Origin of the sequence: Chromobacterium aquaticum, assembly GCF_021129195.1 — a bacterium.
Classification (GTDB): Bacteria; Pseudomonadota; Gammaproteobacteria; order Burkholderiales; family Chromobacteriaceae; genus Chromobacterium; species Chromobacterium aquaticum.
In genome coordinates this window covers 1-14,091 of record NZ_JAJOHW010000203.1, presented here as the reverse complement: position 1 = coordinate 14,091, position 14,091 = coordinate 1, and the positions used below count along the sequence as shown (strand labels likewise).

13 protein-coding genes are annotated in these 14,091 nt (G+C 64.5%); 5 read left to right on the top strand and 8 right to left on the bottom strand.

Annotated elements, in window-relative coordinates; translation table 11 throughout:
- Both LQT98_RS22810 and LQT98_RS22805 read left to right on the top strand, forming a co-directional pair.
- Positions 1-353: methyl-accepting chemotaxis protein (locus LQT98_RS22810; RefSeq protein ID WP_231465435.1), on the top strand; the 353-nt coding region annotated here is incomplete at its 5' end.
- A complete protein-coding gene (locus LQT98_RS22805; RefSeq protein ID WP_231465433.1) occupies positions 353-1,081 on the top strand; it encodes a substrate-binding periplasmic protein in 729 nt (242 codons plus the stop codon). The genes LQT98_RS22810 and LQT98_RS22805, both read left to right, overlap by 1 nt.
- A gap of 42 nt (positions 1,082-1,123) precedes the next feature.
- On the opposite strand, the gene adhE is transcribed toward LQT98_RS22805, so the two are convergent.
- The 3 genes from adhE to LQT98_RS22790 form a co-directional block, all read right to left on the bottom strand.
- Complete coding sequence (gene adhE / locus LQT98_RS22800; protein WP_231465431.1) at positions 1,124-3,793, bottom strand: bifunctional acetaldehyde-CoA/alcohol dehydrogenase; 2,670 nt, start codon at positions 3,791-3,793, stop codon at positions 1,124-1,126.
- Between the two features lie 413 nt (positions 3,794-4,206).
- A complete protein-coding gene (locus LQT98_RS22795; RefSeq protein ID WP_231465429.1) occupies positions 4,207-5,382 on the bottom strand; it encodes a carbonic anhydrase in 1,176 nt (391 codons plus the stop codon).
- Between the two features lie 138 nt (positions 5,383-5,520).
- Positions 5,521-5,886, bottom strand: coding sequence for an ester cyclase (locus LQT98_RS22790; RefSeq protein ID WP_231465427.1), 366 nt, complete (start codon positions 5,884-5,886; stop codon positions 5,521-5,523).
- A gap of 328 nt (positions 5,887-6,214) precedes the next feature.
- Between LQT98_RS22790 and LQT98_RS22785 the strand changes: the two genes are divergently transcribed.
- The 3 genes from LQT98_RS22785 to LQT98_RS22775 all read left to right on the top strand — a co-directional run bounded on the left by LQT98_RS22785 (position 6,215) and on the right by LQT98_RS22775 (position 8,989).
- Complete coding sequence (locus LQT98_RS22785) at positions 6,215-7,147, top strand: LysR family transcriptional regulator (RefSeq protein WP_231465425.1); 933 nt, start codon at positions 6,215-6,217, stop codon at positions 7,145-7,147.
- Between the two features lie 94 nt (positions 7,148-7,241).
- A complete protein-coding gene (locus LQT98_RS22780; protein WP_231465423.1) occupies positions 7,242-8,426 on the top strand; it encodes an FAD-dependent monooxygenase in 1,185 nt (394 codons plus the stop codon).
- A gap of 143 nt (positions 8,427-8,569) precedes the next feature.
- A complete protein-coding gene (locus LQT98_RS22775; RefSeq protein WP_231465421.1) occupies positions 8,570-8,989 on the top strand; it encodes a hypothetical protein in 420 nt (139 codons plus the stop codon).
- 66 nt (positions 8,990-9,055) lie between these two features.
- Here LQT98_RS22775 and LQT98_RS22770 read toward each other — a convergent pair whose 3' ends face one another.
- From LQT98_RS22770 to LQT98_RS22750, 5 genes are all read right to left on the bottom strand, one after another.
- On the bottom strand, positions 9,056-10,492 hold the full coding sequence (locus LQT98_RS22770) for an EAL and HDOD domain-containing protein (protein WP_231465419.1): 1,437 nt from the start codon (positions 10,490-10,492) through the stop codon (positions 9,056-9,058).
- A gap of 50 nt (positions 10,493-10,542) precedes the next feature.
- On the bottom strand, positions 10,543-11,643 hold the full coding sequence (aroC, locus tag LQT98_RS22765) for a chorismate synthase (RefSeq protein WP_048410950.1): 1,101 nt from the start codon (positions 11,641-11,643) through the stop codon (positions 10,543-10,545).
- Positions 11,644-11,700: 57 nt separating this feature from the next.
- Positions 11,701-12,345, bottom strand: a complete 645-nt coding sequence (locus LQT98_RS22760; RefSeq protein ID WP_048410951.1) for a 2OG-Fe(II) oxygenase — start codon at positions 12,343-12,345, stop codon at positions 11,701-11,703.
- Positions 12,346-12,404: 59 nt separating this feature from the next.
- Positions 12,405-13,322, bottom strand: coding sequence for an alpha/beta fold hydrolase (locus tag LQT98_RS22755; protein WP_231465417.1), 918 nt, complete (start codon positions 13,320-13,322; stop codon positions 12,405-12,407).
- 101 nt (positions 13,323-13,423) lie between these two features.
- Positions 13,424-14,091 (bottom strand): MFS transporter (locus LQT98_RS22750; protein WP_231465415.1); only part of this gene is annotated, 668 nt, incomplete at its 5' end.

Here is a 14,091-nt window from a genome sequence, read left to right as displayed (position 1 = left end):
GCGGCTTCGCGGTGGTGGCCGGCGAGGTGCGCAAGCTGGCCGCGCGCAGCCAGCAGGCGGCCAAGGAGATCAGCCAGCTGACGCAGAGCAGCGTGCAGCGCGCCGAGCATGCCGGCGAACTGTTCCAGCAGATGTTGCCAGCGATCCAGAACACCGCCAGCTTGGTGCAGGAAATCAATAAATCGTCCAACCAGCAGGCATTGCAGGTGGAGCAGATCAACCAGGGCGTCAGCCAGATCAGCCGTTCGATGCAGGCCAACGCCTCGGCGTCGGAACAGCTGACCGCCACCGCGCGCGGCATGAGCGAGCAGGCGGCGGAGCTGGCGCAAACCATAGGCTATTTCAGGTATTGATGCGGTTTAGCGTTTTGATCCGTTTATGTCCGGTGCTGGTGGCCGCCTTGTGCGGCCAGGCGCGCGCGCAGCCGGTTGTCACGCTGGCCTCGCTGGAGTGGCCGCCTTACGCCGGCGCCCAACTACCGGAGCGGGGCTTGAGCACGGCGACGCTGGCGCGGATTTTCCAGGCCGCCGGCTATACGCTGGAAGTGAAGTTCTACCCCTGGGCGCGCGCGGTGGCGGCCGCGCGGCACAAGCCCGCGGTGATGGGGTATTTCCCGGAATACGACGCGGCGGAAGTGCGCCGCCACTTCATCTGCTCCGACCCCATAGGCCATGGCCCGCTGGGCCTGGCGCAACGCAAGGGCCAGCGCCTGCGCTGGCGCGAAGTGTCGGACCTGGCCGCCTACCGCGTCGGCGTAGTGCAGGATTACGTCAACAACTACCAACTGGACCGCAATATCGCCGAGGACAGACAGCGCTTCGACCCGGCGCCGGACGATGGCAGGAATCTGCTGAAGCTGGCCAGCGGCAGCATAGACCTGGCCGTGATAGACCAGAATGTTTTCCACTATCTGCTGCGCCACGACTCGCTGGTGCGACACATCGGCCAAAGGCTGGAGATGAATCCGCGGCTGCTGGAAACCAAGACGCTGCATGTCTGCTTCAAACCGGGGCGGGATGGCGAACGCCTGGCCACCATCGTCAACCACGGCCTGAAAATCCTGCGCCAAGACGCCCGTTGAGCCAAGCGCCGCGCGAGCGCGCCGCTTGGCCGGGCACCAGGCTCACACCGCCTTGAGCTTGCCCTTGGCCGGACGCGTTTCCGGCTTGGCTTCCGCCTCTGCCTCGCGCTCCCAGCTTTCCTTGTAAGCGCGACCGTAATAGCTGTCCAGCAGCAGTTGCTTCAGTTCGCTGATCAGCGGATAGCGCGGGTTGGCGCCGGTGCACTGATCGTCGAAGGCGGCTTCCGCCAGCAGGTCCACCTTGGCCAGGAAATCGGCCTCGGCCACGCCGGCCGCCTGGATCGAGGCTGGAATGCCCAGCGTGCGCTTGAGTTCGTCCACCCATTCGATCAGCTTCTCCACCCGCTCATGATCGCGGCTGGCCTCCAGGCCCAGGTAGCGGGCGATCTCGGCATAGCGCGCCACGCTCTTGGGGCGGTCGTACTGGCTGAAAGCGGTCTGCTTGGTGGGCACGTCGGCGGCGTTGTAGCGGATCACATTGCTGATCAGCAACGCATTGGCCAGGCCGTGGGCCAGGTCGAATTCCGCGCCTATCTTGTGCGCCATCGAGTGGCAGACGCCGAGGAAGGCGTTGGCGAAGGCGATGCCGGCGATGGTGGCGGCGTTGTGCACCTGTTCGCGCGCCTTGGGATCGCCGGCGCCGTTGCGGTAAGCGGACGGCAGGTAGTCCTTGAGCAGCTTCAAGGCCTGCAAGGCTTGCGGATCCGAATACTCGTTGGCCATCACCGAAACATAGGCCTCCAGCGCGTGGGTCACCGCGTCGATGCCGCCGAAGGCGGTCAGCGACTTGGGCATATTCATCACCAGATTGGCGTCGACGATGGCCATGTTCGGCGTCAGCTCGTAGTCGGCGATCGGGTACTTGACCCCGGTGTTCTCGTCGGTGACCACGGCGAACGGCGTCACTTCCGAGCCGGTGCCGGAGGTGGTGGGCACCGCCACCATCAGTGCCTTCTGCCCCAGTTTCGGGAACTGGTAGATGCGTTTGCGGATGTCCATGAAGCGCAGCGCCAAGTCTTCGAAATGCACTTCCGGGTGTTCATACATCACCCAGATGATCTTGGCCGCGTCCATAGGCGAACCGCCGCCCAGGGCCATGATCACGTCCGGCTTGAAGGCGTGCGCCAGGTCCGCGCCCTTGCGCACCACCGCCAGCGTCGGATCGGCCGGCACCTCGAAGAACACCTCTACTTCCAGACCCATTTTCTTCAGCAGGCGAATGGGCTCGTCGACAAAGCCGTTGTCGAACAGATACTGGCCGGTGACGATCAGGCAGCGGCGTTTGCCGGCCAGGTCTTCCAGCGCCACCGGCAGGCAGCCGCGGCGGAAATAAATCGACTTGGGCAGCTTATGCCACAGCATGTTCTCGGCCCTCTTGGCCACGGTCTTCTTGTTGATCAGGTGCTTGGGCCCGACGTTCTCCGAGATCGAGTTGCCGCCCCAGGAGCCGCAGCCCAGGGTCAGCGACGGCGCCAGGCTGAAGTTGTAAAGGTCGCCGATGCCGCCTTGCGACGACGGCGTGTTGATCAGGATGCGCGCGGTCTTCATCTTGTCGCCGAAGTAGCGGATGCGCTCGCCTTGCAAGTCCTGGTCGGTATACAGCGCCGAGGTGTGGCCGATGCCGCCCATCGCCACCAGCGCCGCGGCCTTGTCGCAGGCGTCGACGAAATCGCCGGCGCGGTACATCGCCAGCGTCGGCGACAGTTTTTCATGGGCGAAGGCCTCGGCGGCGGACACATCGCTGACCTCGCCGATCAGCACCTTGGTCGCCGGCGGCACCTCGATGCCGGCCATCTCGGCAATCCTGGCCGCGCTCTGGCCGACGATGGCGGCGTTGAGGCTGCCGTCCTGCAGAATCACCTTGCGCACCGCCTCGGCTTCGCGTTTGGACAGAATGTAGCCGCCATGTTTGGCGAAGCGCTGCCGCACCGCGTCGTAGATGGCGTCGACGATGATGACGGACTGCTCCGACGCGCACACCACACCATTGTCGAAAGTCTTGGACATCAGGATGGAGGCGACCGCGCGCTTGATGTCGGCGGTTTCGTCTATCACCGCCGGGGTGTTGCCGGCGCCGACGCCGATGGCGGGCTTGCCGGAGGAATAAGCGGCGCGCACCATGCCCGGGCCGCCGGTGGCCAGGATCAGATTGAGGTCGGGGTGATGCATCAGCTGATTGGACAGCGCCACCGAGGGCTCGTCTATCCAGCCGATGATGTCCGGCGGCGCGCCGGCGGCCACCGCCGCCTGCAATACCAGCCGCGCCGCTTCGCAAGTGGAGCGCTTGGCGCGCGGATGCGGCGAGAAAATGATGCCGTTGCGCGTTTTCAAGGAGATCAGCGCCTTGAAGATGGCGGTGGAGGTGGGATTGGTGGTCGGCACGATGCCGCAGATCAGGCCCACCGGCTCGGCGATGGTGATGGTGCCGAAGGTGTCATCCTCAGCCAGCACGCCGCAGGTCTTGTCATCCTTGTACTTGTTGTAGATGTACTCGGAAGCGAAGTGGTTCTTGATCACCTTGTCTTCCAGCACGCCCATGCCAGTCTCCGCCACCGCCATCTTGGCCAGCGGAATCCGCGCGTCCGCGGCGGCCAGCGCCGCCGAGCGGAAGATGTGATCCACCTGCTCCTGGCTGAAGCCGGCAAACGCGGCCTGTGCCTTTTTCACCCGCGCCACCAGCGCGTCCAGTTCCAGTTCATTGCTAACGGTCATTTCAAGTCTCCCAAACAGTTAAACCTGTCGCGGCGAGAGAATGACTAATTGGCGACAATTCATTTTCATTTATGAAAATAAAATCGTGACAATACTATTGTCCATTTACCACGCATTCTCATCGCGCTAAAACTTATTTGTAGCAAGCGCGTTACAACAAGGCGCTTTCAATGCAGAAAACCTTGTCGCCGGCAAAGACGAAACCATAGCGGCGGCATCAATAAACCCATGCTAAGCGAAAAAACAATATTCGGTTTTGCGCATTGCCAAACAAATACGGATTAAGCGGAGAAAAAATGTCGTAGTCGGAATAATGACGGGAAATAAGCCGCCGCCGGCTGTAACGGCGGCGCTACCGCGCAAGCAAAATGGCCGCCTTGCGGCGGCCATCGGCGTGAGCGGCGGCGAAGCCGCTACTTCATGAAGCTGTATTTGAAGTACTGCCCGGCGCGGCTCATGCCGCGAATCTTGGCCGGATCGGTTTCCCCGTTCAGATTGGTGATCACCAGCTTGCCGCGTCCCTGCTTCAGATCGTTGCCCACGTCGTAGAAGGCGCCCACCACGGCGAGCCGCCCGGCCTCCACTTCGCCGGAAAAGGTCATGATCGCCGCTTCCACCTGATTATTGATATTGAGCAGCGCGCCATTGGTCGCGTCGATGTCCTTGGGAATATTGATCGCGGCCAGCGCCTGCTGCTGGGCTTCGGACTGCTGGCTGTAATCCGAGGCGGCCAGCTTGACCGCTTCGCAATCGGCCTGGCTGACAAACACCAACAGCGGGGTATGCAGCTGACGCACGCCGTATTCGACGGCGCCGCCGGCGCCGGCCAGTTGGCTGCCATAGCTGGGCACCAGCAGCACCTGCTTGCCCTCGCCCACTCGTTCGGCCTTGGCCGGCGTTCTGGACGCGGAGCAGGACACCAGGGTGGCGCGCGCGTCCTGCCCGCCCGGCAGGCCATGGCCCGCCTTGGCCACCGAGGCCAGCAAGGGCTGCAACTGGCGCAAGGTGGCCGCCTGCATATCGCCCGCGGCTGCGGCCGCCGGTTTAGGCTTGCGTTTGACCAGCCGCTTGCGCGGCGCATGGCGCAAGGAATCCGGCCCGTGAACTTCCGGGCTGGGCTGGCTCAAGTCCTTGTGGACCGGCGGCGGCGACATCTTGACGGCCGGCTCCAGCTTTTCCGGCGCCTTGGCCTCGGCCGGCTTGCTCGCCATCGGCTTGGCGACCGCTTTGGCCTCGGCTTTGACTTCAGGCTTGGCGGCGGCCTTGACCTCCGGCTTGGCCCCTGGCTTGGCTTCCGGCTTGGCGGTTTTGGCCTCGGGCGGATGCTCCGCCGCCTTGGCCGCCTTGACCTCGGGCGGATGCTCCGCCTTGGCGGCGGGTTTCGCTTCCGGCTTGGCCGCCGGCGCTGCGGGCTTGGCCGGCTCGTCCTTGTGCGCGTCGGCGGCGGTTTGCGGCTTCAGCTTCAAGGGCAGTTTGATCACGGTCTTGGGCTGCGAGCCATCGGCCGACGGCGCTTCCTCGGCCCAGGCCTGGGCCATCAACATCGCCAGGCAGAGCGCTAACCGGCCCTTGCGTCCAAGCATCCCCATGCACAACTCCTTATTGTCATCTTGGCCAACATTATATTTATGCAATATCGGCCAAGTTTGACAAAACTGAAAGCCGGCGTCGATTTCTGCATGAATAACGGCTCAAACCCGACATGGGTCGCGTGGCCGGCGCCGCCGTCAACTACTCTGTATCCAGTATTCGACGATGCGGCCGTCCGCCACCCGATAGCAGGCGCTGCCGATTTGCCGCACCGTCTCGCCGCTGCCCGCCAGGTCGCGCCCGGTCTGGGTCCAGCGCGCGTACGCCTTGTCGCCGTCCACCAGCAATTCATCCACCCGCAATTCGAACGCGCCGTAGTCGCGCAGGAATTCGCGTATATGCGCGGCGTAGTCGGCCGGGCTGCGCTCCAGCGCATATGGCGCCTCCGCCACTAATTGATGCGCGAGTACCCGCGGCGCGAAATAGCGCTCCGCCGCGTCCGGATCGCGCCCGGAGCGCACTTCGTTCAAAAATCCCGTTACCACTGCTCTCGTATCCTGCATCGTCATTCCTCCTCTATTGGCCATTGCCATCAATGAAAAACGCGGCGGCTCCGCGCGCCGTCCACCGAATTGACGCACGGCCGCCCCCCTCGCGCCGCCGTGCACTTCACCCGCTCCAGCGCCTCGACCTCATCGCGGAGCGCATGCCGCGCATGCGCGCACATTCCTTCCCACCACAAGCGACCCAGCCGCCCCCAGAACCGACTCCATGCCTGCTTGGCTCCCGACACCATGATGCGCTCCAATTGTTCTGCTATTGATTACGCAGCCATGCTAATCTACATGCACAAACAATAAAATCCGCCAAAAGCCCACACACTGTTCTGAAATGAAAACAAATCATCCTCCCTCGCCAGACGCTTTGCTGGCCTTCGACGCGCTGGCCCGTCATGGCGGCTTCACCGCGGCGGCCGATGCGCTCGGCTGCGCCAAAAGCCGCATCAGCCAGTTGGTGAAGCAATTGGAACAGGAGCTGGGCACGGTGCTGGTCTTGCGCAATACCCGGCGCGTGGCATTGACCGAGGCCGGCCAGCGCCTGGCCGTGCATGCGCGCCAGCTTCGCGAAATGCTGGACCGGGTGCGCGGCGATGTCGGCAATGTGCAGGACTGCGTGGAAGGGCCGCTGGTGATCAGCTCGGCCTCCGCCTTCGCCCAATTCCTGCTAGTACCCATTCTGTCCGAGCTCTCCAATCAGTACCCGGGGCTGGAAATGCAGTTGCAAGTGGAAAACCGCCTGCAGGACCCGGTGGCCGAGGGCCTGGATTTCTGCGTGCGCACGCGCAATGTCTACGATGAGGGCCTGGTGGCCAAGCCATTGGGCTTCATGCGCGAAACCGTCTACGCCTCCCCAGGCTACTTGGCGCAGGCGCCGCGGCTGGAGCACCCGGAGGACCTGTGCCTGCACCGCGTGCTGTATGACTCCAGCAAGGCGCCCAGCGAGGCGGTGGAATGGTCGCTGGAGAAAGACGGCGTTTACCTGCGCATGCCGGTGCGGCCGGTGCTCAGTTGCAATCAGTACGCGCCGTTGCTGTCCGGCGCGGTGGCCGGCTGCGGCCTGACGCTGCTGCCGCATTATGTGGCCAGCCATTTTCTCGCCAGCGGCCAGTTGGTGCCGGTGCTGCCGGGCTGGAGCCACGACTGTTGGCCGGCCTTCCTGGTCTACCCCTATCGCCACCCACTGCCGCGCAAGAACGAGGTGTTCATCCAGCACGTGGTGCCGCGGCTGCGCGCGCTGCTGGCGGCGGAACCGCAAACGGCTTGATCCAAGCCAAGACGCGCGGAGCCTCCCCTGGGCTATGCTGGCGCGCGACCCGGCGCTCGGCGAAAAGCGCGGGCAAACGATTGGAAAGGGATTTATGCAATACAGCGATATTCTCATCGTCGGCGGCGGCATGGTGGGCTCGGCGCTGGCCGCCGCCTTGTCCGGCCATGGCCTGAGCATCGCGGTGCTGGAGCAAGCGCCGCCCGCCCCGTTCGACGCGGCCCAACCGCCGGATCTGCGCGTATCGGCGATCAGCCCGGCCTCGGCGCGCTTTCTGCAGCGCATCGGCGCCTGGCCCCGGGTACTGGAGATGCGCGCGGCGCCCTATCTGCGCATGCAGGTATGGGAGGACGAGGAGGCCGCCGGCACCCTGTTCAGCGCCACCGAGGCCGGCGAGGCGGCGCTGGGCCACATTGTGGAAAACCGCATCGTGCAGCTGGCCGCCACCGAAGCGCTGCGCCAATGCGCCGACGTCGACTATCTGGCGCCTGCGCGCATAGCCGAACTGGCTTATCAGCCATTTGCATCGCGGGTGACGCTGGAGGATGGACGCCAATTGAGCGCCCGGCTGCTGATCGCCGCCGACGGCGCGCGTTCCGCGGTGCGCGACGCCGCCGGTATCGGGGTCACCAGCTGGGATTATCCCATGCACGCGCTGGTGGCCAGCTGCGAACTGGATCAGGAGCAGCAGGACATCACCTGGCAACGCTTCACCCCGAACGGCCCGCAGGCCTTCCTGCCGCTGACCGGGTCCTACGGTTCCCTGGTCTGGTATCACCGCCCGCCGGAAGTGCAGCGCTTGCTGGCACTGGACGAGGCCGAGCTGGCCGCCGCCTTTCACGCCGCCTTCCCGCGCAAGCTGGGCAATATCCGCCGCATCCTGGCCAAGGGCAGCTTCGCGCTGACCCGCCGCCACGCGCAGCGTTACATCAAGGACGGCGTGGTCCTGGTCGGCGACGCCGCCCATACCATACACCCGCTGGCCGGCCAGGGCGTCAACCTGGGCTTCCAGGACGCCGCCAAGCTGGCCGAGGTGATACTGGAGGCAGCCGCCCATGGCCGCGACTTCGCCAGCGCCGATGAGCTGCAACGCTACCAGCGCGCGCGCAAGCCGGCCAATCTGGCGATGCAAACCGCGATGGACGCGTTCTGCTACGGCTTCGCCAACGATATCGCGCCGCTGCGGCTGGCGCGCCGCCTGGGCATGCGCCTGGCCGACCGCGCCGGGCCGTTGAAACGCGAGGCGATACGCTATGCGCTGGGCTTGAAAGGCGGCTGACGCCTGACCATTTTTCCTTGACCGGCCACGGCGCCATGGCACTTGGACGGCTATGCTGAAGCAGCCGCGCCCTCATGGGCACGCTCTCATCTGTGCCGATGCCGCCTTCACGGCGAGCCGGCCACCGCTCAAGGAGACCGCCGATGAAACGACTGACATTGCTGGCCACGCTGGTATACGCGCTCGGCACGCTTGCCACGCCAGCCTGGTGCGCCGCGCCGACGCACGGCCCGCTATTCAGCCAAGGCGGTGGCGGTGGCGGACATGATGGCGGCGGCGGCGGTTCCGGAGGCGGTGGTAGCGGCCATGATGGCGGAGGTGGAGGCCACGGCGGTGGCGGATCAGCAGGCGGTCCCGGCGGGGCCGGCAGTCATGACGGCGGCCCCCAAGGCGGCAGCGGCCCAGGCAAGACCAACGACGGCCCGCAACACGGCGCGGCGCCGGGCAATGCGCCATCCGGCCAGCCCAGCGGCGCGCCCCCGGGAGACCATCACGCGCCGCCAGGCGCCGACGATGCGGCCACGCGGGGACAGGCTCCAGCCCAGGCCGGCAACGGCCAATAGGCAAAGCAAACAGGCCGCATCCAAGGATGCGGCCTGTTTGCTGTCAACGCGCTGGCGAACAGATGCTCACACCGCTTCCACATTGTTGTGGACCTCGCCGTCGCGCAACACCACCTGCGCCCATACCGCCGCGTCCATATAGTACTGGTTCACCAGTTCCACTTCGAAATCCAGTACCTTGGCCAGTGCCTCGATCTGCTCGGTGTCGCCCTGCTCACAGGCCAAGGCCATCGCCAGGAAGGGGGCGAACATGCCGCGGTGCTCCACCACCGCCTCGCGCACCGGCGAGGCCAGTTCCAGCGGGTCCAGCACATCGGGAAACGGCACGCCCAGCAACACATCCAGCATGGAGAACATGCCGGTGAGAAACAGATGCTCGGCTTCCACCTTATTACCGCGATAACTGCCCATGCGCTCCAGCAGGCGCGCGCGGATCAAGGACTTTTCCAGCAGCGACACCGCGGTGCCATCGTCCTTGCGCGAGGTGAACAACAGCATGGACAGCCACTTGAACAAGGTCTCGCGCCCCAGCAGCATCAGGGTTTCCTCTATGGTCTGCACCTTGCGCGACAAACCATGCACCGGGGAATTCATGAAGCGCAGCAGCTTGAACAGCAATACCGAATCCAGCTTGAACTGGATTTCAATCTCGGCCGCCTCGGCATTGGCGCGCAACATGCGCATGATCTGCAGCACCCTGGTCTGGCTAGCGTCCACCTTGCCGCCTTCCAGCGCGCGCACGGTGGCGATGAAGGGACCGTGGAACAAGGCGAAACGGTGATGGCCGGGGCCACGCAGGCAGACGTCCAGATCCTCGGCGGTGCCGACATTGCGCGCCATCCAGCGCACCGTGGGGTAGCGCTTGGGCAATTGATCCAGAATCGGCGCCAGCACCTTGGACGAGGGCGCGGCGAAGTCCAGCACCATGAAGTCCATGCGGCTGAACAAATCGTTCTGCAGATGCGCCGGCAGGCTGCCAGGATCGTAGGCCGCCGGCTCCAGCGCGAAGCGCATGCCTCTTTGCTTGAGCGTGTCCAGCTGCTGGAGCATCTCGTCGGAGACCGATCCAGTCTGCGACGGCTCCAACACGAAGATCACACTGCTGGCCGGCATATTGGACAGCATGGGATCGTCCAGCGTGTCGATGGAGATATGGACGAAGGCGCGGCGGAAAGCCAGCAGGCGGAATATGTCCATATTCTGCAAAGTGCTCAGCATCAGCCGGTCGAATTCCTGCTGCTTGCCGGCGGCGATGTTGCGCTTGCCCTGGCGCACGAAGAAATCGTAAGCCACCACCCGCTGCAACCGGTCCATCACCGGCTGGTGCGACACAAAGCCCAGGGTGGCGGGCAGGTCCAGCGGCGGCGAGTTTTCCAGCTGCCGGCTGGCCGCGCTATTGGGCGCCAGCTCGGTGAATGGCGTAGGAACCACCGCCTCGTCGTCGGCGGCGTCCGCGGGCTTCTTCAAACGGCCGGTCAGGCCACTGATCAGATTTTTCAGCATGTTCCGTCCCACCGGATATGCCGGCGTCGTCCCGGCTTACGGTTTAAAGTCTAGCTGATTCGGCCGGCAATTCTGGGAGTATCTACCGAAACATCGCCGCATTGCGCGCGATGGCGCAAGGCGTGGTCGATCAGCACCAGCGCCAGCATCGCCTCGGCGATGGGCGTGGCGCGGATGCCGACGCAGGGATCGTGGCGGCCATGGGTTTCCATGGTCAGCGGCTGGCCCTGCTTGTCTATGGAACGGCGCGGCTGGGCGATGGAGGATGTCGGCTTGATGGCGATGGACACCTCGATGTCCTGGCCGGTGGAAATACCGCCGAGCACGCCGCCGGCGTGATTGCTGGCGAAGCCCTGCGGCGTCAGTTCGTCGCCGTGCTCGCTGCCACGCTGGGTGACGCAGCCGAAGCCGGCGCCGATTTCCACCCCCTTGACCGCGTTGATGCTCATCATCGCGTGGGCGATGTCGGCGTCCAGCCGATCGAACACCGGCTCGCCCCAGCCCACCGGCACGTTCTCGGCCACCACCCGCAGCCGCGCGCCTATCGAATCCAGGCTCTTGCGCACGCTGTCCATATAGCTTTCCAGCTGCGGCACCACCTCGGGATCGGCGGCGAAGAAGGGGTTGGTGGACACATGCTCCCAAGCCTTGAACGGAATGGCGACTTCGCCGATCTGGCTCATGTGGCCGCGAATGACGATGCCGTAGCGTTCGCTCAACCATTTCTTGGCGATGGCGCCGGCGGCCACCCGCACCGCGGTTTCGCGGGCGGAGGAACGGCCGCCGCCGCGCGGATCGCGGATGCCGTATTTGTGCCAATAGCAGTAATCGGCGTGGCCGGGACGGAAGGTGTCGGCGATATTGCCATAGTCCTTGCTGCGCTGATCAGTGTTGCGGATCAGCAGCGCGATTGGCGTGCCGGTGGTCTTGCCCTCATACACGCCGGACAGGATTTCAACGCTGTCCGGCTCGCGGCGCTGGGTCACATGGCGGCTGGTGCCGGGCTTGCGCCGGTCCAGTTCCAGCTGGATGTCGGCTTCGCTGATCTCCAGTCCCGGCGGGCAGCCGTCCACCACGCAGCCTATGGCCGGGCCGTGGCTTTCGCCGAAGGAAGTCACCGTGAACAACAATCCCATGGTATTGCCTGACATCTTCACTGTCCTTTGTGTGCTGAATGCTTGGCGAAGATTCTAGCACGACCGTTCCGGCTACCAGCCGACCGCCGTTGCCAGCCGGCGGCGGAACCAGCCGGTGATGGACAGCCGCTGCTGGCCGGCCGGCAATACCTCGTGCCAGAAACGGTCGGACAGAAACAGCGCCAGGGTGCCGGCTTCCGGCCGGACATCGACATGGCGCTCGCCGTCCTCGTCCAGATAGAGGCGCATCTCGCCGCCCGCGTCGGCCGGCCAGTCGTCATTCAGATACAGCACCGCGGTCAGCGCGCGCGCGTCGTCGTCACGGAAGCGGTCCAGGTGTTTTTTATAGAATGCGCCCTGCGGATACACGGCGAAGTGGGACTCCAGGTCCTCCAGCCCCATGTAGAAGGCCTGGTTCACCGCCTGACGGACGGCATCCAGCTTGGAGAAATACAAGGACGCGGCGGAATCCGCCTTGTCCGGCTCCAGCCACAGCACCGAATCGGAACGGATTTCGCTGCGGCGGTTTTGCTGCGCGGCACGCCCGACGGCGGCCTCGTGGAATTTGCCCTGCTGCCAGTTGGCGAGGCACTCCTCGCGCAGCAGGCGGATCTCTTCTGCGCTAAACAGGCTGCGGTCCACGACCCAGCCCTGTTCGGCAAGGTTGTCGATAACAGGCCCCAGTAAATAGGGCGTAACTTCAAAGTGTTGTGTCATGATTCATTCTCCCAGCCGCGATTTCTACCACAGCCGCGCGTCCAGGAGAATGTGATTTATCAGTAATTTTCGCTGACCCTATCATACTGCCCATGCAGCCATGCCAATACCAGCGGGAAATGGTCCCGGATGGCATCAGGATGGGTCAATAATGACACATGATTGTAGTCGTGCAGGTGGCCGGCGCGCCGCGACAACAGATGCAGCCGCGACAGATGCGGGCCGGATTCGTCGCGAAAACGGCGCACATCCTCCGGATGGCCGCGACAGGGATCGTTGCCGGCGGCAAAGTACAGCGCCGGCGGCAAACCCGCGCTTTGGGCGGCTGCGCCATAGTCGAAGCCGTCGTCGCTGTCCACCCAGGGCTTGGGCTGCGCCCACAGCTTGCTTTGCAGATGGCTCTTGTCGCTCTCGTCGTCCGCGCCCAGGCGGATGCGCCGCGCCGGCAGATAGCCGAAGCAGCGGATCAACACCCGCGAGGCGATATTCCACATGAAGTCCACTTCCACCAGCTTGTTCAGATTGCGCACCCGCACGCTGCGCTTGCTGCCGAAGTAGACCAGGCTGGCCACTTGCTCAGCCAGCTCGGGAAAACGCATCAGACAGCTGGACATATGCACGCCGCCCCAGGAATGGGCCATCCAGTGCAGCGACGCGCCGTGCTTGAGTTCGCGGATGTGACGATGCAGCGCCGGCAGGTCCTCGCAGATGGTCTCGGTCTGACCGTGACGCGAGGCGCGGCTGATCTTGGGAAAGCTACGTCCACGGCCGCGCAGGTCGGCGGCGAACACATCGTAGCCGGCCTCGGCCAGGTAATGCGCCAGCCCCTTGCCGGAGTCGCTGTAAAAAGTGCGGCCATTCGCCATTACACCGTGCAGCAGCAGTACCGGCGGACCTTCCTCGCGACAGTAAATGCGCTTGAGATACAGCTGCTCTTCCCCTACCGCGACAAATAAATCCTGTTCGCGCTTATCCATGGCCTTCTCCTCGTATCGGGCTTGTTTCGTCGTCTACGCGACAATTCAAACAAGCGCTTGATCATGACAAAAAAACCGCCAAAGAGATAGCCCGCGTCAGATCACGCCTTCAAGACCGAAGCCTGCCAGCGACTGCCGTGCCGGGTCCGCCGCAAGGTCTCGCCACGCAAGGCCAGCAACCAGGCCAGCGCGCAAAACGCCGCCATTCCGGCGAACAGCAGCCCGGCGGACGCGCGGGCCAGCACCCAGCCAGCCAGCATCGGTCCCAGCGCGCCCCCCAGACTGGCCAGGTTTTGCGCGCCGTAATAAATGCCCTTGCAGTCCTCCGGCGCGATTGCGTCTATATACAGATACTCGGCCGGCACCAGCACAATCTCGCCCAAGGAGAACACCAGCATCGCCGCGCACATACCCCACAGGCCGCCCCGCATCCAGCCGAAACCCAGCGTGCCTAGCCCCAACAAGATGAAGCCCGCGCCTATCGCCGGCATCAAGCGGCCCGGCCGCAAGCCACGCCCCAGCGGATATTGCAGCAGAACCACGCACACCGCGTTGCAGCTGATCAGCGCCGACATCCAGCGCAGCACCTCCGCCTCGGGCAAGGTTTGCATCAGATACAAGGGCAGATAGCTGGAAAAACGCGCATACACCAGATTGGCCAAGGCGCAACTCAAGGTGAACAACACCAACACCCGGTCCTGGCGCAGCCTGGTCAGCGTGTCGATGAATCCCGCGCCCGGGGCGTCGGCTGCGACGCGCGGCGCGGCCG